General features: G+C 71.6%; 19 protein-coding genes. 9 read left to right on the forward strand and 10 right to left on the reverse strand.

All coding sequences use genetic code 11. The annotated features are described in order from the left end of the window. Position 1: 1 nt before the first annotated feature. The 5 genes from CLV40_RS11480 (at position 2) to CLV40_RS11500 (ending at position 7,603) form a co-directional block, all read left to right on the forward strand. A complete protein-coding gene (locus CLV40_RS11480) occupies positions 2-1,372 on the forward strand; it encodes a sensor histidine kinase (protein ID WP_104478877.1) in 1,371 nt (456 codons plus the stop codon). Continuing rightward, entirely contained in the window at positions 1,363-2,286 is a 924-nt protein-coding gene (locus CLV40_RS11485; RefSeq protein ID WP_104478878.1) for a TAXI family TRAP transporter solute-binding subunit, read from the forward strand. Before CLV40_RS11480 ends, CLV40_RS11485 begins: the two co-directional genes overlap by 10 nt. Positions 2,287-2,418: 132 nt before the next feature. Continuing rightward, on the forward strand, positions 2,419-3,966 hold the full coding sequence (locus CLV40_RS11490) for an alpha/beta fold hydrolase (RefSeq protein WP_104478879.1): 1,548 nt from the start codon (positions 2,419-2,421) through the stop codon (positions 3,964-3,966). 284 nt (positions 3,967-4,250) lie between these two features. Then, positions 4,251-4,547: a hypothetical protein gene (locus CLV40_RS11495; RefSeq protein ID WP_104478880.1), complete on the forward strand. Its 297-nt coding sequence runs from the start codon at positions 4,251-4,253 to the stop codon at positions 4,545-4,547. Between the two features lie 161 nt (positions 4,548-4,708). Next, complete coding sequence (locus CLV40_RS11500) at positions 4,709-7,603, forward strand: nSTAND1 domain-containing NTPase (protein WP_104478881.1); 2,895 nt, start codon at positions 4,709-4,711, stop codon at positions 7,601-7,603. A gap of 164 nt (positions 7,604-7,767) precedes the next feature. Here the strand turns inward: CLV40_RS11500 and CLV40_RS11505 are convergent, their stop codons facing one another. Beyond that, positions 7,768-10,689: a S8 family serine peptidase gene (locus tag CLV40_RS11505; RefSeq protein ID WP_181043441.1), complete on the reverse strand. Its 2,922-nt coding sequence runs from the start codon at positions 10,687-10,689 to the stop codon at positions 7,768-7,770. A gap of 644 nt (positions 10,690-11,333) precedes the next feature. On the opposite strand from CLV40_RS11505, the gene CLV40_RS11510 reads away from it, so the two are divergent. From CLV40_RS11510 to CLV40_RS11520, 3 genes are all read left to right on the forward strand, one after another. Further along, positions 11,334-11,963 carry a class I SAM-dependent methyltransferase gene (locus CLV40_RS11510; protein ID WP_245931228.1) on the forward strand — a complete coding sequence of 210 codons (630 nt, stop codon included), beginning with the start codon at positions 11,334-11,336 and terminating at the stop codon, positions 11,961-11,963. Further along, the gene (locus CLV40_RS11515; protein ID WP_219823954.1) at positions 11,960-12,970 is read left to right on the forward strand and encodes an HNH endonuclease; all 1,011 of its coding nucleotides are present in this window, start codon (positions 11,960-11,962) and stop codon (positions 12,968-12,970) included. Before CLV40_RS11510 ends, CLV40_RS11515 begins: the two co-directional genes overlap by 4 nt. A 164-nt stretch (positions 12,971-13,134) precedes the next feature. Further along, entirely contained in the window at positions 13,135-13,359 is a 225-nt protein-coding gene (locus CLV40_RS11520; protein WP_104478884.1) for a hypothetical protein, read from the forward strand. A gap of 211 nt (positions 13,360-13,570) precedes the next feature. On the opposite strand, the gene CLV40_RS40260 is transcribed toward CLV40_RS11520, so the two are convergent. From CLV40_RS40260 to CLV40_RS11550, 8 genes are all read right to left on the reverse strand, one after another. Next, entirely contained in the window at positions 13,571-13,693 is a 123-nt protein-coding gene (locus CLV40_RS40260) for a hypothetical protein (RefSeq protein ID WP_281261657.1), read from the reverse strand. Positions 13,694-13,733: 40 nt separating this feature from the next. Next, positions 13,734-13,892 (reverse strand): hypothetical protein, encoded by a 159-nt coding sequence (locus tag CLV40_RS37885; protein WP_181043442.1) that lies wholly within the window; start codon positions 13,890-13,892, stop codon positions 13,734-13,736. 32 nt (positions 13,893-13,924) lie between these two features. Then, positions 13,925-14,593 (reverse strand): hypothetical protein, encoded by a 669-nt coding sequence (locus CLV40_RS11530; RefSeq protein ID WP_104478886.1) that lies wholly within the window; start codon positions 14,591-14,593, stop codon positions 13,925-13,927. Continuing rightward, positions 14,590-14,925 carry a hypothetical protein gene (locus CLV40_RS37135; protein WP_146107994.1) on the reverse strand — a complete coding sequence of 112 codons (336 nt, stop codon included), beginning with the start codon at positions 14,923-14,925 and terminating at the stop codon, positions 14,590-14,592. Before CLV40_RS37135 ends, CLV40_RS11530 begins: the two co-directional genes overlap by 4 nt. 5 nt (positions 14,926-14,930) lie before the next feature. Then, a complete protein-coding gene (locus CLV40_RS39405; protein WP_342752262.1) occupies positions 14,931-15,092 on the reverse strand; it encodes an RNA polymerase sigma factor in 162 nt (53 codons plus the stop codon). A gap of 282 nt (positions 15,093-15,374) precedes the next feature. Beyond that, a complete protein-coding gene (locus CLV40_RS11540; protein ID WP_104478887.1) occupies positions 15,375-15,761 on the reverse strand; it encodes a DUF3037 domain-containing protein in 387 nt (128 codons plus the stop codon). Then, on the reverse strand, positions 15,745-16,530 hold the full coding sequence (locus CLV40_RS11545) for a HipA family kinase (RefSeq protein ID WP_104478888.1): 786 nt from the start codon (positions 16,528-16,530) through the stop codon (positions 15,745-15,747). Before CLV40_RS11545 ends, CLV40_RS11540 begins: the two co-directional genes overlap by 17 nt. 22 nt (positions 16,531-16,552) lie before the next feature. Next, on the reverse strand, positions 16,553-17,203 hold the full coding sequence (locus tag CLV40_RS11550) for a DUF4386 family protein (protein WP_181043443.1): 651 nt from the start codon (positions 17,201-17,203) through the stop codon (positions 16,553-16,555). Between the two features lie 118 nt (positions 17,204-17,321). On the opposite strand from CLV40_RS11550, the gene CLV40_RS11555 reads away from it, so the two are divergent. Further along, entirely contained in the window at positions 17,322-17,987 is a 666-nt protein-coding gene (locus tag CLV40_RS11555) for a TetR/AcrR family transcriptional regulator (protein WP_104478890.1), read from the forward strand. A 15-nt stretch (positions 17,988-18,002) separates the two neighbouring features. Here CLV40_RS11555 and CLV40_RS11560 read toward each other — a convergent pair whose 3' ends face one another. Next, positions 18,003-19,226 (reverse strand): hypothetical protein, encoded by a 1,224-nt coding sequence (locus tag CLV40_RS11560; RefSeq protein ID WP_146107995.1) that lies wholly within the window; start codon positions 19,224-19,226, stop codon positions 18,003-18,005. Between the last annotated feature and the right edge of the window lie 7 nt (positions 19,227-19,233).

Below are 19,233 nucleotides of genomic sequence, written 5' to 3' on the forward strand. Positions count from 1 at the left end.
CGTGCGCCGACGCCTGCTGCTGGTGCTGCTCGGCCTGTCCCTGGCGGTGCTGGCCGGGCTCGCCGGACCGCTGCTGCACAGCACCTCCGCCGAGCGCACCCAGCGGTTCGTGATCAGCCGGACCGCCGACCTCGACCGGTTCGCCGAGCTGGCCGCGACCGGTGACGACCGGCTCCGCGCCGAGGTCGGCGCGCACGTCGCGCTCTACGGCGACGCCGTGGTCGTGGTCGACGCGCAACGCGGGCCGGTGCTGGAGTCCGGCCTGCGCGCCGACGAACCCGGGGTCCGCGCGGCCCTGGACGCGGCGTTGCGCAACCAGCCCGCCACCGTGCCGCCGGACGTGCGGCCGTGGTCCTCGGGGTCGGTGCTGTTCGCCCGCCCGGTCGGCAGCGGCACGCGGGTGACCGGCGCGGTCGCGTTGCGGTCGACCGTGGACCGCGCGGCGGACGATGTCGGAACGCGGTGGGGGTTGATCCTGCTGGGGGTGCTGGCCGCGTCCGTTGCGTTCGTCGTCCTGGCGTTGCTCGTGGCCCGCTGGGTGCTGCGGCCCGTTGCGGAGTTGGAGCGCGGCGTGCGGGCGGTCGGCGGCGGGCCCGGTTCGGGGGCGCACGTGTCGCCGGGGCTGGGCCCGCCGGAGCTGCGCGGGTTGGCGTCGTCGTTCAACACCATGTCCGACGCGGTGGCGGAGTCGGCGCGGCGGCAACGGGCGCTGGTCGCCGACACGTCGCACCAGCTGCGGAACCCCCTGGCCGCACTGCGGTTGCGCATGGACTCCCTCTCCGGCCGCGTGGCCCCCGCCGCGAACGGGACGTATTCCTCGATGGTCGCGGAACTGGGGCGCCTGGAGTCCCTTCTGGACTCGATGTTGACCCTCGCGGCGGCGGACGCGGCGGCCACGGAAATGGCCGCGGGCGAACGGGAATCCGGTGGCTGCGACGCGGGATCCGTCGCTCACGAGCGCATCGACTTCTGGTCGCCGACGGCGTCCGAACACGGTGTGTCCATTGTGGAGAAACTGGCCCACGACCCGGTGGCGTGCCCGGAGTCGGATCTGGCGCAGGTCCTCGACGTCCTGCTGGACAACGCGATCAAGTACGCGCCGGGGGGAGTGGTCGAGGTGTCGGTGCGGTGCGCTGGGGACCGCGTGGTGGTCGAGGTGTCCGACGACGGGCCCGGGGTGTCGTCGGGCGACCTGCCCCGTCTGACGGAGCGGTTCTGGCGCGCGGGCCGCTCGGGCGACGGATCGGGTCTCGGCCTGGCCATCGCCGACCGCCTCACCACGGCCAACGGCGGGGAACTCCGCGTCACCCGCCGCGTCCCGCGGGGCCTGACCTTCGAGATCGACCTCCCGGGAGGTGCCCAGTGCCGCTGACCCGTCGACTCTTCCTGGCCGCCGCCCTGGCGACCGCGGGCTGCGCGTACACGGGCCCGGACCGGACCGTGCGCGTCGCGGCGGGCGAGCCCGGCGGCTTCTACGTCGAGTTCGCCCGCCTCCTGGCCGCCGAACTCGCCGACGCGTACCCGTCGACCCGCGCGAGCGTCGTCGAGACCCTGGGCAGCGTGATGAACATAGCCAAGGTCGGCGCCGGGGAAGCCGATCTGGGCCTGGTGCTGGTGGACGCGATGACCGCCGCCCAGGACGGCGCGCCCCCGTTCCCCCGCGCGACCCGGTTGCCTGCGCTGGGTCGGGTCTACGAGAACTACATGCAACTCGTCGTGCCCGCCCGAAGCCGCTACCGAACCCTGGCCGACCTGGCCGGACGACGCGTGTCCCTGGGCGCCACGGGCTCGGGCGCCGCCCTCTTCGGCACGCGCATGCTCGACGCGGCGGGCGTGTCGGTCGAGGTCGACCACCACCCCCTGGCCGAGGCCGCCGAAGCCCTCCGCACAGGCGGCGTCGAAGCCCTGCTCTGGTCCGGCGGCCTCCCCACCCCCGCGCTGACAGACCTGGACGACGCCATCGGCATCCGCCTGCTGGACCTGGAGGTCACCGAACTCCGCCGTCGCCACGGAGCGGTCTACGACCGCGTGACGATCCCGTCGGGCACCTACCGCGACGCGGGGGAGGTGACGACCGTCGGCGTCCCCAACCTCCTGGTCGCCTCGCCCGCGGTCCCGGCGGACGTCGTCGAGGCGACGGTCCGGGTACTGGTCCAGCGGGCGGGCGACCTCGTTCCCCGTCAGGCCCTGGGCACGCAGTACCTCGACGTCCGCTCGCTGATCGACACCGCCCCGGTGCCGCTGCACCCGCGGGCGGCCGAAGCGTACCGGGAACTGCGCGGCTGATACCGGTGCTCCGTTTGCGCGGCAACGGTTCGGCGCCATCCGGTCCATGTCTTTCGTTGTAGTCGGGCGGGGTACGGGCAGGTCGTCTCCCAGGCGGATGACGGCGCACGTGCCCCGCCCTACCGTCGAGCTGTGCGACGATCATTTCCGGTCCTGATCGGCGCGGTGGTGCTGGCGAGTCTGGTCACCTCCGTTCCCGCGCAGGCCGCGCCGAAACCCCCGCCACAGCCGACGTGGACCACGTGTCCGCCCGATCCCGACGGCAACCCCGTCGACCCGCGCCTGCGGTGCGCCAAGGTCACCGTGCCGCTGGACTACGCCGACCGCCACAGCCCCACGATCGATATCGCCGTTTCCCGCCTGGCGACCGCGAAGCCCGGTTTACGCAGGGGAATCCTGGTGCACAACGCCGGGGGTCCCGGCGGTGCCAGCCTGAACCTGCCCAGCTCCTACGTCCAGATCTACCCCCAGGAGGTAGTGGACCGGTACGACCTGGTCAGCTTCGACCCGCGCGGCATCGGCTACAGCGCGCCGGTCACCTGCGGCCGCACGCGCGAGCAACTGCCGGTGGCGAAGGTTGCCCCGTTCCCCGCCGCGGACGGTTCCATCGACGGCAACATCACCTTCGCCCGCGACCTGGCTCGCGACTGCCTGGCCCACGGCGGCCGCGAACTCCCCTACATCACCACGGCGAACACCGCCCGCGACCTGGACCGCGTCCGGATCGCGTTGGGGGAGCGGAAGATCTCCTACAACAGCGGCTCCTACGGAAGCTACCTCGGCGCGGTCTACGCGTCGCTGTACCCGGACCGCACCGACCGCTTCGTCCTCGACTCGCTCGTCGGCCCCGGGTCGGTGTGGAGGGCGCAGTGGCGCCTGTGGGACCGGGCGGCCGAACGCCGGTTCACCGACTTCGTCACGTGGGCCGCCGCGAACGACCCCACCCTGGGCACCACGGCCGACACCATCCGCGCCAACATGTTCGCGTTGGCGGACCGGCTGGACCGCGAGCCGGTCGTGATCCCGGGCTTCGGCCCGGTGGACGGCAACACCTTCCGCTACATCTACTTCGCCGCTTCCTACTACACCGCCGTTTTCCCGGCGTTCGCGGGCATCTGGCACTTCCTGGAGGGCAACGGCGAGCCACCCCAGCTGTTCCCGCCGGTGGACGTCCCGGGCATCCCGCAGGACAACGCCCTCGCCGGGCAACTCGCGGTGATCTGCGGTGACGTGCGGTCCTCCCACGACATCGACTACTACCGGCGCGCGGTCCGCGAAGACCGCGCCCGTTACCCGCTCCTGGGCGGCATGGGCGCGAACATCCAACCGTGCGCCTTCTGGCCGGGCCCGAAGGAACCACCTGCGCCGATCACGGACCGCGGTCCGGGCAACATCCTGCTGGTCCAGAACCTCAGGGACCCGGCCACCCCGTACGAGGGCGCCCTCGACCTGCGCCGCGCACTCGGCCACCGCGCCAAACTCATGACCGTCAACGGCGGCAACCACATCGTCTACAGCCCGGTCGTGCCGTCCTGCGGGGTCACCGCCGTCAACCGCTACCTGTCAACCGGCACCCTCCCCGACCACGACCTGTCCTGCGACCTCGACCCGACACCGCCCACCACGAAACGCACCCGACCAGCCCTCCCCGGCGAGCGTTTCCCCTTCCAGGGAAGCTGACGGCCCGGTAGCACCCGGAGTCTCGCGCGAGCCCAGCGGTGTCCGCGGCGCTTCCGGCGCCGCGGACACCGCTGTCGCCGCGACCGGCATCGCCGGGAAAGCCGCGACCGCCCTGATCGGTCCGGTTGTTCAGGAGCTGTTGTTCAGCGTCGAGCGACTGACCGTGAACAACCCGGAGCGCCTAGAAAGGGGCTGGCAGCGCTGGTCCAGCGGTGCCGCCGGCCGCCTCGGGCGTCGAGGGACGGGCCGGCTCGACTCTTCGGAGAAAGGGGAGGTCGTTGCTCATGGGCAAGGTCGGATCGGCTCTCTCGGCCGCGCTCGCGGCTGGGATCGTTCTGGTGGGGGGTGCGGCGGAGGCCTCGGCGGAGGTGGGGGCGTCGTCGGCCGCCGTGGTCGTGTCCGCTCGGTCCGGGTCGACGCCGCCCTCGGCGTCCGTGCTCGCGACGTGGAGGTATTACGACTGGTACTGGCTGTACGACCGGTGCGCGACCCAGGGCCGGGAGCGGTTCGGCCATCTGGGCATCAGGTGGAAGTGCGTGGACCTGGGCTCGGCGCAGTGGGCGCTCTACTACTGGGGGTGAGCGTCACCGCCGACTGGTGAACGCGTGACGGTGGCGCCCCGGGTTTCGCGCGGGGCGCCACCGCACTTCCGCTCGTCGGTGGCCGGTGAAAGCATCGGGTGCGCGCCATCGAGTTCTGTGTCGGAATCCTGACGAGTGGGTCACGGGCGACAGGGGTGGATATGGCCAGGCCGGAACGGCCGGTGGCGACCGAGGACGCGGTGCTCACCGAGTTCGCCGAAGGGCTGCGTGAGTTGCGGCGGCGGTCAGGCGCAGTGCCGTACCGGGTGCTCAGCGCGCGTGCGCACTACTCGGCCGCGGCGTTGTCGGAGGCGGCGGGTGGGCGGAAGCTGCCGACTCTGCCCGTGACGCTGGCCTACGTCAGCGCCTGCGGGGGTGACGCAGGCGAGTGGGAGCGCCGGTGGCGGGCGGCCGCGGCGCACCTCGTGTCCGGAGGTGATCATGCCGGGCCGGTCGACGGGAGCGCCGCCGCGTCCCCGTACCCGGGGCTGGTCGCCTTCCACGAGGGCGACGCCGACCTGTTCTTCGGTCGGGACCGTGCCGTCGACGACCTGCTCGACCGGCTCACACGCCGCCGCTTCCTCGGGTTGTTCGGCGCGTCGGGATCGGGCAAGACGTCGGTGTTGCGAGCCGGTCTGGCCACGAGATGGGCGACGCGAACCGGCACCGAGGGCGTGGTCAGCGTGCTGACACCGGGCGCGCGTCCGGCCGAGAAGTGCGCCGTCTGGCTCGCCGGGCGCAGCGGCGACTCGCCGGTGCGGCTGCTGGAGGAACTCCGCGCCGACCCGGCCAATCTCGGCATCCGATTGCGTTCGACACTGCCGGAGCCGTGCGCGGAACCGGGCTTGCTGCTGATCGTCGACCAGTTCGAGGAGGTATTCACCCTCTGCGACGACGACGTCCAGCGTGCCTGGTTCATCCGGGCACTCGTGTCGGCCGCGGGCGAGGGTGTTCGGGTCGTGCTCGGCGTCCGTGCCGACTTCTACGGCCACTGCGGTCTGCACGGTGACCTGGTCGAGGCGTTGCAGGACGGTCAGGTCCTGCTCGCGCCGATGACGCCCGACGAACTCCGGCAGGCGGTCACCAAACCCGCGACGGCGCGCGGGTACCGGCTGGAGCCGGAGTTGATGGCTCGCGTGATCGCCGACGCGGCCGGTCGGGCCGGGAGCCTTCCGCTGCTGTCCCACGCGCTGCTGGAGACGTGGCGCCGCCGCCGGGGGATGACGCTCACCCTGGGGGGATACGAGACCGTCGGCGGAATCGACCAGGCCATCGTCCGCACCGCCGAGGCCGTCTACGCCCAACTCGGCGACCGGCAGCGTGGAATCGCGATGGACATCCTCACCCGCCTGGTCGTCCTCGGTGAGGGCGGCGCGGACACCAAACGCCACGTGCGACTCGACGAGTGGGACGACGACAAGGACACCGCCGCGGTCGTGCACGCCCTCGCCCGCGCGCGGCTGGTCACACTCGACCACGACGGCGTGGACCTCGCGCACGAAGCCGTGATCACCCAGTGGGCCCGGTTCCGCGCCTGGCTCACCGACAACCGCGAAAACCTGCGCGTGCACCGCCAGTTGGTCGACGCGGCCCGCACCTGGGAGGACTTGGACCGCGATCCGGCGGCGCTCTACCGGGGCACCCTGCTGGCCCGTGCGTGCCAACTGCGCGCGAGTCGCCCGAACCTGATCGCCGCCAGGGAAGCGCGGTTCCTGGCCGCGGCAGAAGACGCCCACAGCGCGGCCAAGCGCACCACGCGCCGTCGTCGTCGACGCATCGTGATCGCGCTCGCGAGCCTGATCGCCGTGCTCGCCACGGCTGGGGTGTACGTGGCGCGACTGGCGCGCGAAAGCGCGGACAACAGGACCGCGGCCATGCTTGAGCGCGTGATGGCCGACGCGCGAAACCTGCGCGCGAGTGATCCTGCCCTGGCAGGCCAACTCGCCTTGGTCGCTTATGAGATCGCTCCGAGCCACCAGACCCGGGGACTGGTGCTCGACGCCGCGGCGGATGTGAACTTCGGCAACGGTTCGTTCGGGCTCGGTGACCGGACCTGGATCGGGTTTCACCCGGGTGGGCGGTGGATGTACGCGCTGTCGGGCGGTGTGCTCACCGCCGTTGACTTCGAAGGCACGTCCGTTCCCGGAGGCGCCCAGAGCGTCGACTTCCCCGCAGGCATCGAGGCGATGGTGATCGATAGTCGAGGTCCCCTGCTCGCGGCTACCGACAACACCGGAACGGTGCGATTGCTGAGCATCGCCGATCCGCTCCGACCGCGGTCCCTCAGCACCATCGCGACCAAGCACCCGCTGGTGGGCATCTCGTTCAGCCCGGTGGCCCCGCTCATGGCGCTCACGTACCCCGATGGCTGGGACGAAGATCCCGGCGGGAGCACAAGCCTCGACCGCCTCACAATCGTCGACGTGAGCGACCCCTCCCACCCGGTGGAGCGCGCGGCGTTCACCACCGCGGACCTTCCATACGGGTTCGACGCCGGAGGCGACCTCGTCACCCTCGACCGTGGTGGCAACGTGCGATTGCGGGACCCCCTGCACCCTGATCGCCCCCGCGAACCGGCTCCCGGCGCGGAGCCCGTTTGGGCACAGGACCTGTTGGTCGCGCGTACGCGCCGCCTGATGGCCACCGCCGGAACCGGAGACCCGGCATCCAACATCACCTTGTGGGACACCAGCGACCCCGCGCGACCTCGCCCGGCGGCCCACCTCCCTGGCGGCAGACCGACGGCGTTCAGCCCCGATGGGCGTCTCCTCGCGGTTACCGATGACGAACGGATCAACCTCTGGGACGTCGCGGACCTGGCAAACCCACACCTTTTCGCCGTGCTGCGCAAACGCTCGGACACGTGGACGGGCCTGAGCTTCAACGCCAACGGAACAGGCATGGCGAGTAGGCTGACGCCCGACCAGCTCCGGTACTGGAGTCTCGACGTCTCGGCGGCGGTCAACCAGCTGTGCCAACGAGCACACCCGCGCATCACCGAAGACCAATGGGCTCGCTACATCCCCGAACTCGAATACCGTCTGCCCTGCGAATGAGCGCACCACCGGAATCTCGCGGAGCGTGGCCGGGTCCCACCCCGTACTACCGCCGTGCGAACCGGTGGCCGCGCCTGGCGACGGAGGTGGAGCAGCCGCGGCCACCGGTTGCCGGACGGCCCGTCCGGAAGAGTCCTGTTGGGATAGTGGTGATGTGTTGCGGATCAGGGCTTCTTGATCGTGTAGGCGTGAATGATGGTTTGGTCGATCGTGCCGCCTCGGCCGTCTTCGGCGTGGGCGCGCAGCGACACGGAAGTGGCGGTGTCAGGTTGGTCCAGTCGTAGGGTGTTGTGGTGGATTTCGGCTGGCTGCCAGGTCTTTCCCTCGTCGTAGGAGACGTCGGTGGCGAGGTTGTGTGGGGTGGTGTGGGTGCCGTCTTCCAGTTGGAGGAAGAACGGGACCGTGAAGTGGCCGGGGGGTGCGGTGTTGTCGTCGGCCAGGGTCGGTGCGAAGCGGACCACCGACAACGGGACGATCCGGTGTCCGGGCCTGGAGCAGAACGTCCACTCGGCAGACACGGTGGTGCTGAGGACGGGGCCGGGGCGTCGGGTGCCCTCCATGGTGTACCGGTAGGTGCCCGCGTCCGCCGGTACCTGGTAGGACTCCACGTTGCTCGGTTCGCGACTCGGCCGGATCTCGACGCCGTCCCGGTACAGCGCGGTGCGCAGCGTGCGGCTGTTGAGCGTGATGGAGGTGTCGTCGTTGCCCCACAGGCTCATGTTCATCCGCAGCCGGTCGCCGACGCGCTCGGCCCACGGGTGGTACGACCGGGGCAGCGCCGGGCCGAGGACGGCGTGGTTGAACCGGTGCTCGTACGTACCGCCCGGGTGGTAGCGCCGCGGCTCGCCGATGAACTCGAGGTCGGGGGCGTCCGGGCTGCTCCCGTAGAGCACCGAGACCGCCTCCCAGCGCACGTCGGGGCCCGCCACGTAGTCGACCACGTCCTCGTCGGCGAGGGCGCCGCGCAGGAGCGGGATGTCCCGGCCGCCCCTCGCCACGGGCTCCAGACCCTCGAAGAGCCAGTAGCGCTTGGTCGGGAGGTTGACGAACCGGAGGCGGACGGCGGCGAAGTCGGCCGCCGTCAGGCTGTGCGTGGCGCCGGTGGGCACCCCGTCGAGGTAGGGCCAGGCCGCCAGGTAGTGGCTGCGGACCGTGTCCATGTCGAAGGGGTCGCCGTAGAGGGCGCCGATGACGGAGGTCAGCACGCCGGGTGGGGCGTTCGGGCCGACCTGGGCGGAGCGGAGCGTGTTCGGGTCACCGACCATGACGTCGAGAGCGGCCTCTCTGCCGTCCTCGGTGTCGAGCACCACGCCGAGGTTCACGGCGAACAACGGCTCCGGCAGTCGCGGCAGGTCGAGCTGGATAGGTTCCGCGGTGCGGGCGTCGACGACCAGGTCGAGCGGCTTGGTCACGGCGAGCGAGGTGATCGGGAGGTAGCGGACGTCGTCCTGCCGGCTCAGCGAGTTGTCCAGGACGTATTGGCCGCGGCGCAGCCTGCGCCGCCACACGCCGTCCGGGTCCGGGTAGAACAGCCAGATGTTGCCCGCGGACTTCAGGTCCATCGTCGCTATGAACCAGTCCTGGCTCGGTTTGCCGTCCCCGTCGAAGTAGTGGACGGTGACGTCGTACTCCTCGAAGTCCCGGACGAGGCGGATGCTCGTGTACACGGTCTGCCCGTCGCCGGTGCCGATGATGTTGCCGTAGAAGTAGCCGTCCTCGGTGCCCACGCTGGTGTCGGCGGTGTAGGTGACCTGCGTGGACCCGCCCGCGGGGATGGTGATCCTGGTCGGTGACACGGTGGCCATGCCGGGTGGCAGGGGCAGACCCAGGGTGGTCTCCCGGACGACCAGGTCGAGGGTGACCGGGGTGGGTCCCGAGTTGCGGTAGGTGAGCGGCACGCGCACCGGGGTGTCGTCGGTGTGCGGCCACGGCTGGCTGGGCAACTCGATGAAGGCCGGGTCGGTTGTCACCACGTCTGCCAAGGCCTGGGCGGGGTCCGGACTACTTGAGTCCATAGTGGACATGAGGCGGCGCTTGAGCGGCGCGCCACGCCAATCCGGGTGCCGCTGGGCGAGCAGCGCCGCCGCGCCCACGGCGGCCGGGCGGTGCGCCGGGTCGACGGTCAGTGCCGCCGTCGCGGCGGGGGCGTGGTCGCGGGACACGGGTTCGGCGCCCGCGACGAACAGGGTGTTCTTGGTGGCGGACAACCGGTCGAGGGACTGGCGGAGCAGCCCGTTGTCCGCGTCACCGAGGCCCGCGCCCACGTCGACGATGTCCGCGCCTTGGTCGGCCGCCCACTCGGCGGCCGCGATGATCCACGACAGCTGACCGGTGCCGTCGGCGCCGAGAGCCTTGGCGTCGAGGAGATCGATGCCCGGGGCCACGGCCCCCGCGATGGTCGCGGCGACCCGGGTGCCGTGGTCGCTGCCGTGCGCGACACCGTCCGTGAAATCCTTTTCGGCCACTTCGTGGCCGATCCCGTCGATTCCGGTGTCGACGACCGCCACCTGCACGCCGGCGCCGGTCAAGCCGCCGCGCGGGACGGCAGGAACCGGATCGATTTCGGGGGCGGGCCGAATCTTGGAGTCCAGCCACACCTTTCCACCCGTCGCGGCCAGCTGACGCCACACGGCGGGCAAGGAGGCCTTCTCGACGGTGATCGCGCGCCCACCGATGGACGGCAGATCGCGAATTGTGCGCACGCCCGCGACGTTCGTCGCCGGGCCGGTCTGGATCAGCGGGAGATCGGCCCGCTCGCCGTACCCCGCCTCCGCCAGCCCGGTCACGTCGAACAGGCCCTGATCGAGCTGCCCCGAACGCAACAGCGGAACCGCGTCGGACGGGAACACGCGCACGCGGTGCGCCGCCGTGTAGGTCCGGTACGAAACACCAGGTCTGAGCCCCGCGAGCACGGCACGACCACCGACCAGCCGGACCTGGTCGCCGGTGATCAGCGTGACGGTGGTGGGCGCGCCCCGTGCCGCCCCGGCAGGCGGTGGCCCACTACGCGCCACCGCGACGGGTACCGCCGTGGCCGAGAGGACGAGTGCCGCGGCCGACACCGCGGCCATTGACGAGAGTCGCATGCCACCCCCTGGGCGAGTGCGGAGCCAGGGTTGGAACGCGTCACCGAATTCGACCGAAATGCGTGACCCTGGTTCAACCGAACGTATCGACGCGATGCGCGAATCGCAATCCGCCAAGCGCTCCAGGATGACCGGCGGCCATATCCGGGAATTTGCCAATCGAATTCCCGGCCACGACCGACCACGTGATCCAACGGTACACTGCCGATGACCTGTTACCACTATCTCGACACCCGGGGGCGAACTGCCGCCTCGTCGACGCGGGCGCGCACACGGCGACAGCTTGGGCCGCGCGGCTTGGGCGCCGTCTTGGCCCACAAGGCCGTGCGAGCCCGCCCCGGGAGTCTGAGACATACCACCCAATCGTGAACTATCGCCGGTTCGGGAGATTTCCACCGATAGCGAGGCCTTCGTCGAGGTGCCGGAACGCCGCATGGAGTTGCCGCGGCCGCTCGTTGGCGGTGGTAGGGCGGGATGTTGATCGCGGTGTTTTGGGCGGTTTCCGCCGCGCTGTGTGGTTGTGGGCTGGTACTTTCGGATCGTGTCGTGAGCCTTGACCCAAGGGCGATCGGGCGCATTCGTAGGGTGTGGCGAAGGGGCCGGGCGGTCGTGGGCCGCGGTGCTCCAGCGGGGTGGTGGCGGTCGTGAGCCGAGAGTCCGGTAGGCCGGGTGGCACGGTGGCGGGCGCCACGGGCTACGGGCAGGCGGCCGGGGTGCTGGCCCGCCGGTACGAGGCCGTGGCGTTCGAGGACGTCCACCGCGCCGCGCTCGCGTGGCTGCCCGCCCGTCCGGGGCGGGTGATCGATATCGGCGCAGGCACCGGTCGTGACGCCGCCGCTCTCGCCGCGCGTGGGCATGCGGTCACCGCGGTGGAGCCGACCGCGGAGTTCCGGGTCGCCGGCCGGTCGCTGCACGGCGCGACCATCCAGTGGCTCGATGACAGCCTTCCCGAACTCCGCTCGGTCCGCGGTGTCTTCGACCTCGTGCTGCTCAGCGCCGTGTGGATGCACCTCGACCGCGCCGAGCGCCGGGCCGCCATGGCGCGGATCAGCGACCTGTCCGCGCCCGGCGGTCGTTCGATCCTGACCCTGCGTCACGGCCCGGTGCCCCCGGGACGGCGGATGTTCGACGTGACCGTGGCCGAGACGGTCGAGTCGGCCGGATCCCAAGGTTTGAAAGTGGTGCACCACAGCGAGTCCGCGGACATCTTGAGCAGGCCCGACGTGCGGTGGAGCTGCCTGGTCCTGGCACGCGACGGCGAGGTGACCCCGTGACGGACGCCCTCTACCGGGTCGAACCCACCCCGTGGTCGTCGTGGCGGATGGCGGTGCTGCTGGGCGAGAACTCCCGGACTTACAAGTTCGCCCTGGCCCACGCCCTCCTGGAGACGGCCGGTGAGGGCCGCGCCGAGGTCCGATTATCGGAACTGGCCGTCCCCTACGCCCTCAGTCTGGTGGAACACCTGTCCACCGCACCCCAGGCGCCGGGAAAGTCCGAACTGGGCGACCAGGACTTCCTGACCGTGGCCGGGCAGGAAGCCGACCGGACAAGGGAATCGGGACGTCCCACCGAACGACTGCTCGACGTGGCGGGCCGATCCATGCGGCAGATGGTGCTGCGCAAGTTCCCCAACCTCCGGGGCGGCGGACGATTACCCCACGAGTTCTACCGTGTGACCGGCGGCGCGGACCCCACAGTGGAACTGACCGCCGAGATGCTTGCGATCGCCACGTCCGAACGCGCCGCGGGGCTGCGCGCCGAACTCGCCGCGCGCTGGAACATCGTGGAAAGCTCATTCACGCTCGAGATCGGCCGCGGACTGCTGCGCGACGGCCTCGCCGTCGACCTGGACTCGAGCGCCCTCCGGGACAGGTACCGGCGCCGACCGATCGCCGGGCTGACCGACTCCGTCATCGGGTTCCAACACGGCCGGTGCCTGATCTGCGACGAGATCATCACCCCCGACACCGCGACCGCGGTCGACCACGTCTTCCCCCACGCGCTGATGCGGCGCTACGGCAGCGTGGCCGGGTGGCAGGGGCCCGACCTCGACCTGCTGTGGAACCTGGCACCCGCCCACCACGACTGCAACAGCGCGAAAAGCGACCGCCTGCCCACCAACGCCGAACTCCGTCGCCTCGCCGAGCGCAACGACGCCATCCTCGAATCACCCCACCCCCTGCGCCGGACGCTCGAACTCAACCTCGTCGACGCCGGCTTCCCCGGAAAGACAGGACAATGGGCACGGTTCCTCGCCAAGGTGCAAGAAGCCTTCCGGTAGCCGGTTCGACCGGAAGCCCGCCGACGCGGGTGTCGCCACTTAGGACAGTCCGGTGGTGGTGGGACGCGCGAAACCGGCTCGGGGCGGCGGCCGTGGAACGGCGCGGTGAGATGGCCGTCTACTATCGAGGCTGGTGAGTGGTTCCGGCTGAGAGGTGGTGTGTGATGGGCTGGCTGGTGTTCTTCCTGCCCACCGCCGCCGTGTGGTTGGTGTTGGTGGGGGCGTTGGTCAACCACGCCAAGCCGGTGGTCACCGTGCCGTTGGGGTGTGGCGCGGTGTTGGGTGCTGTCGCCGTGGTGACGCAGCAGGTGTGGTTGCTGGTTCCGGTGGTGCTGGCGTGGTTGTGGGGTATCGGCATGCTGGTGCGCGCGGAGCGTCGCGGGGGATGACCAGTCGCGGGGGATGACCAGATGGGGGTTGGTGAGTTCGAGTCGGCGGTGAGCGGGCTCGACCGGCGAGCTTGCCTGCACCACCGCCCTGGACAACCCCCGCGGTCGCGACTACTGCGGTGTCAGGAGCGGGAAGGGTGGCCCGGCGAGCCCGTCCGGGAAGGCGATACCGCCGCGGACGGGCTCCTTTGCCTACGCACCTACGCGGAGATCAGCACACGATGATGCCGTCGGTCGTGCGGAGCAGGTCCGGGGGCGCGATGTAGCCGGTGTAGTGCGGAGCGCGGATGGTGCCGACGTGGTCCCAGGCGCCGCCGTTCCAGTTGAAGAACACCGAGGTGGTGCCCAGTGTCTGGTTGTCCTTGGCGGTTGGCTCAGGTAAAGAGTCCTTGGTAGACGAGTGAGCCGTCCGCGGCGTAGGCGCGGCAGACGACGCGAGAGCTGTCCGTTGCCTCGGGGGGCAAGAGCACCGCGAAGGTGCCGTTGGCGACGTCGGCGGGCAGCACCGCGCCGTCGGGCAGTTCGATCTCCATCCTCGCCTTCTCGCGGCTGGTCGTCCCGGCGATCAGCGGTCTGCCGTCCACACCCGGGGGCGACCGGAAGGGTTTTGACCGCGGTGCCGCCGGTGCCGCTCGGCGTGGCCTGGGCGATGAAGTCGGTGCGTTGCTCCTGGAGGAAGCAGGCGGCGACACCGCCGTCGTTGACCGCCATGACCACCCTGGAGCCCCGTGGGCCCGCCGCGGTCGCGCCCGGCGACCAAGGAGGCCGCGTCGACCACCACGCGGTAGGCCCTGGCCTGGTCGATGCACGAGTCGAGGAAGCGGCCGCGCGCCGACGAGCGGTCCGCGGGCGCGGGCGCGTCGACCAGCGGCGCCCCGGCCTTCGGGAGCGCCCGTTCCACGTCGTCACCGCTGGGGCGGATCGTGGTCGCGGCGGCGTTGTCCGGCCCGATCACCGACAGGTACGCGAACAGGCCGTCCTCGTGCACGACGTCGGCTTGGTAGCGGTCTTTGCTCGGCGCGGTCGTGGACACCCGCGCGCCGGGCCACGCCGGGTCCAGCAGCCCGGCGATCGTGCCGTTGGGTGCGGTCAGCAGCGCTGCGGTGCGCGATCCCTCGACGTAGGTCGGGGTCCGCTCCGGATCGGACACCGCCACCGTGGCGCGGGTGGTCTCGCAGAACAGCGGTGAGCTCGCGGCGCGGATGGCCGTCACCACCACCAGATCGTTGGTCACCTGGAACAGCGCGGTCCACTGGTCGCGGGCGGGGGCGGCCGCGACGGCACGGGTCGCGGCCGCCCAACAGCGATCGAGGCCGGACGCGGCGCCTCGGGCGAGACGCCGAGCGCGCGCGTCGGCTCCGTGCCCGGACCGGCCACGCCCAACGACGGTCCACCCGGTACATCGTGGTCACTACCGGAACCCCAGACCCCCACCGCCGCGCCGAGCACGGCCACACCGCGGCGCTTCCTGCTTCGCGCGGTCAGCACCCGGGCCGCGAGCCGGTCGCGCACGTCATCGGGGACCTCGCGCAGGGGTGGCACGGCGAACTCGTCTCGATCGTCCATATCGGCTATTCCCCTACCATGCTCGTGAGTTTGGACCGGGCACGAGACAACGTGGAGCGCACAGTCGCCTCGGCGACCTGGAGTACCTCGGCCGGCTCGCCCGACGACAGCTCGCCCAGCAGGCAGAGCTCCACGACCTCGCGCTGGGCGTCGGGCAGCCGCCGCACGGCCGCGATCAGTCCGCGCGCCCTCTCGATGTCGTGCAGCCGGTCGACGACCGCGGGTGTCGGCGGAACGCGACGCGCGAGCCGGGAACGGCGCAGGCACCGCGCGCCTCATCGCGCGCCAGGTTGCCCACCACGGTCTAGAGCCACGGCAGCGCGCTCTCGCGGACCAGCACCCCGGCTCGCGTCTCCTCGGTCACACTTGTCTGTGGCCGGCACGAGCACCACGTTGCACGCGGAACACAACCGAATCGCAGTCGCCCCGCACGAGACGAATCGTCCTGGTCAGGTGAGGGGGAGGACCAGGCGGCGGAAGAGGCGGTCCAGGTCGGTGTTCGGGTCGGTCGTGAGGCCCGGGTGCGTGGGGGAGGTCTGCACCAGGGTGCTGCGCGGTGCGGTCAGCCAGCGGAAGCGTTGGCCGATGGGGATGTTCGTGACCGGGACTCGGCCGTCTTCGCCGTCGCAGGCGGTGGTGAGTTGGGTGAGGGTGGCGGTGAGGACGTCGAGGTCGATGCCCGGGTCGAGGGCTCGTAGGCGGTCCGGGTCGACGTGGGTTCGGCAGCCCAGGTAGGCCAGGTCGGCGCAGTAGAGCAGGACGCCGATGTTCATGGCCTCCCCGCGGTCCTGCCGCGGCACGGCCCGCAGCAGCGCGTACTCAAACACGTGCGACACGGGCCGCCTCCACGTCCGCGAGCCAGCGCGGGGCGTCGGCCAGCCGCGCGGTGAAGTACGACCGGTAGGCCGATCGGGCCGTGTCGGGGTCGCCGAAGACCGGGTCCAGCCAGTCGTCCGGGATGAGGGTGACCGCGCGGTCCACCGCGGCTGGGACGCGAGGGGCCAGTTCCTCGTGCGCTGCCTCGACGGAACCGGCGGCGCCGAGCATGATGTGGTCCGCCGCGTCGAACCGGTAGCTCGTCGCGGGTGCCCAGCCCGCCGCGAACCGGTGGTGGAAGTACAGGGCGGCGCCGTGGTCGATCAGCCACACCTCGCGGTGCCACAGCAGCAGGTTGGGGTTGCGCCAGCTGCGGTCCACGTTGAGCACCAAGGCGTCCAACCACAGCACCCGCGCGGCCAGGTCAGGCCCCGGGTCGCGGACGGCCGGGGTGAAGTCGAAGGAACCGGGCAGGAAGTCGGATCCGAGGTTGCGGCCGCCGCTGGCCCGCAGCAGCTCTTGGACCTCCTCGTCCGGCTCGGCTCGCCCGAGGTCCGGGTCGAGGTCGACCAGCACCAGCTCCGGCACCCGCAGCCCCAACCCCCTGGCCAGTTCCCCCACCACGACCTCGGCCACCAGCGCCTTGAGCCCCTGCCCGGCGCCCCGGAACTTGAGCACGTACATCCCCAGGTCGTCGCCCTCGACCAACCCGGGCAGCGACCCGCCCTCCCGCAGCGGCGTCACGTACCGGGTGGCGGCGACCGTCCGCAGTGTCCCTGGCAATGGCACGGCACCATCCTCCCCCACCCCGCTAGTCGGCTCGCTTCCGGATGACGTGCGCCGCGGCGACCAGGAACCAGACCTGGACCGCCCCGCTGCCCACACTGATCAACGCACCCGCGTCCACGCCGAGCAACTCGACCAGCGGCAGTGCCAGGGCGGCGGCGGTGAGCACGGTGAAACCCTTGAGCCACAACGGGATCTCCGCGACCCTGGCCAGGCAGAGCAACCAACCCGCCGCGAACAGCGACACCCCGAGCAACTCGCCGACGCCGCCCGCGAACGAGTTCAGCGCGTCGTACTGGACCTGGACCGCCTCCCGGTGCGCGCCGGACTGCCACGCCCGCGCGAGGTCGGGCATCGTGGTCAGCCAGCGGACGATGCCGACGCACCGCGCCAGCGCGGACAGCGCGGCGAACGCCAGGCCGAGCCGGGCGACTCGCGAGTCCGACCGGCCGCGCGCGAGGGCCGCCGTGGTCCACAGCGCCACCGGCAGGAACAACGCTGAGTAGGCGAGGTACGCGACGTACCCCAGTCGTAACGCCGTCTCGTTCGCCGCCACCTGCGGCAAGACCGTGGCGGCGGGTTCGCCCAGGCTGGCAGGCCAGTCCACGGCGGCCCCGAGCACCACCACCGGGAGGAACAGCAACACCCCCTCCACCAGCAGCAACAGGGCGGCCACGCGGGTCGGTCCGCGTCCGCCATCTACTTTGCGATCAATAACTGCACTGCGATCACTGTTCACAAAGGCACGCTAGCGCACTGCGAACACCGATCGCAAAGCGCTACCCTCACGCACCATGGCGAACAGGCGGGAACGGCTCAGGGAGCAGACGACGGCCGAGATCAAGGCGGCCGCCCAGACCCACCTGCGGGAGGGCGGCGGCGCGGCGCTGTCCTTGCGCGCGGTGGCGGTGTCCATCGGCATGAGCCCGGCGGGCCTGTACCGCTACTACCCGAACCGCGACGCCCTGCTGACCGACCTGATCACCGACGGCTTCACGGCACTGGCGGCGGAAGTGGCCCGCGCCAGAGACGCGGCGAAGGGCGACGCCTTCGTGGCCGCTGCCCTGGCCTACCGCGAGTGGGCCCTGACCCACCCGCACGAGTTCGCGCTCCTCTACGGCACCCCGATCCCGGATTACCAGGCCCCCGAATCCGGCCCGACCTCACACGCGAGCCGCGCGGTGGGCGCCGCCTTCGTCCCCCCGATCCTCGCCGCCTGGCACCGCGGCACCCTGCAACGCCGAGCGGTCACACCACCTCTCACCGCCCTGAACGTCTTCGCCGCCGCGGTGGACCTCCCCTCGGACGCGGCGGCGGTGGCGTTCAGCGCGTGGACCGCGATCCACGGCCTGGTGGTCCTGGAGTCCTTCGGCCACCTCGCCTGGCTGGGCGACGACCAGACCCCCCTCGCCGAGTCCCGCTTCCACGCCCTGTCCGAGGACTTCGGCATCGCCCCGTGAGGCCCCGGGTATGCGCTACCGGCGGCTGGGTTGGCCTCGGTGTGCTCGGTTGCGACCCTGCTCCACCAGGTGTTCCAGTTCCGGCGGCAGGGGAGGCAACTCCACTCCGGACTCGGCCAGGAACCGGGAGAACCACTCCCGCAGCGCGGTCCGGTACACCACCGCGACGGCCGCGGACAGTGCCAGGCCGCACGCCGTGACGGACCAGGCGATGGTTGCCTCCGGTGCCATCTCCACCCACAACGCCACCCCGAGCGCCAGCGCCGACAGCGCGGCGATGTGTTCGCCGAACGGGTATCGGGGTGGGGATCCGTACCGGTGGAAGTCCACTGTGTCGGCGGCGTCCGGGCCCATTTCGGTGATCCGGATCGCGTGCTCCCGCCGGGTGGTCGAGGTCGTCGTGTAGGCGGCGTAGAAGTAGTTGAGGTACAGCAGGGCCGCGACGGTGGTGAGGGGGCCGACCCACGGGGCGGCGACGGCGCCCGCCGCGGTCACGGCCGTGGCGGCTCGGATCGCGCGGTGGCCGCGTACGACGCTCGGTGCCGTCACCGGCGTTCGCGTGTCCTTGCCGATCCGCACCCGTTCCTCAAGGATGCCGAGCACGTGCCTCTCGGCGGCGGCCAGCTCCGCGTCCGGTGGGGTCGGGGTGACGGGTGGCGCCGGGCGGGTGGCCAAGGGCTCCAGCTCGGCGGGGAGCGGCGGCAGCCGCACGTCCAGCTCCGCCCCGAAACGCGGGAACCAGTCGTGTACGCGGCGCCAGGTGGCGGCGAGGGTGAGCAGGGCCAGGGCCAGGCAGGTGGCGGTCAGCCACCACGCCACCGGGTCGGCGGGCGGCCACCCCTCCAGCCACAGGGCCAGGCCCGCCAGGTCCGCGGTGAGCAGGCACGCGACGAGCAGCCCGGCTTGGCGCGCCGCGGTGCTCCGGCGCAGCCGGAGGGTGTCGGCCTCGTCCGGTCCCACGACCTGGATCCGGGCGGCGTCCATCAGGCGCCGGACCGAGGCGGCGGTCAGGGCGCAGCCCGCGGCGCCACCGAACACGATCATGGCGGCGCCGGTGCACGGGCCGACCCGGAAGCCCGACAGCGCCCCGAGGAACGCCACCAGCACGGCGTTCACGGCCGCGCCCTCGCCCGCCGCCACGCTCCTCGGCTTGGTCCGGCCCCACGCGGCCCCGGTCGTCTTGACCCGGCCGTCGACGATCTCCCGAAGCCGCGCCACGGCCTGTTCCGCTGACCCCATGTGGATC

The organism is Actinokineospora auranticolor (assembly GCF_002934265.1).
Taxonomy (GTDB): domain Bacteria; phylum Actinomycetota; class Actinomycetes; order Mycobacteriales; family Pseudonocardiaceae; genus Actinokineospora; species Actinokineospora auranticolor.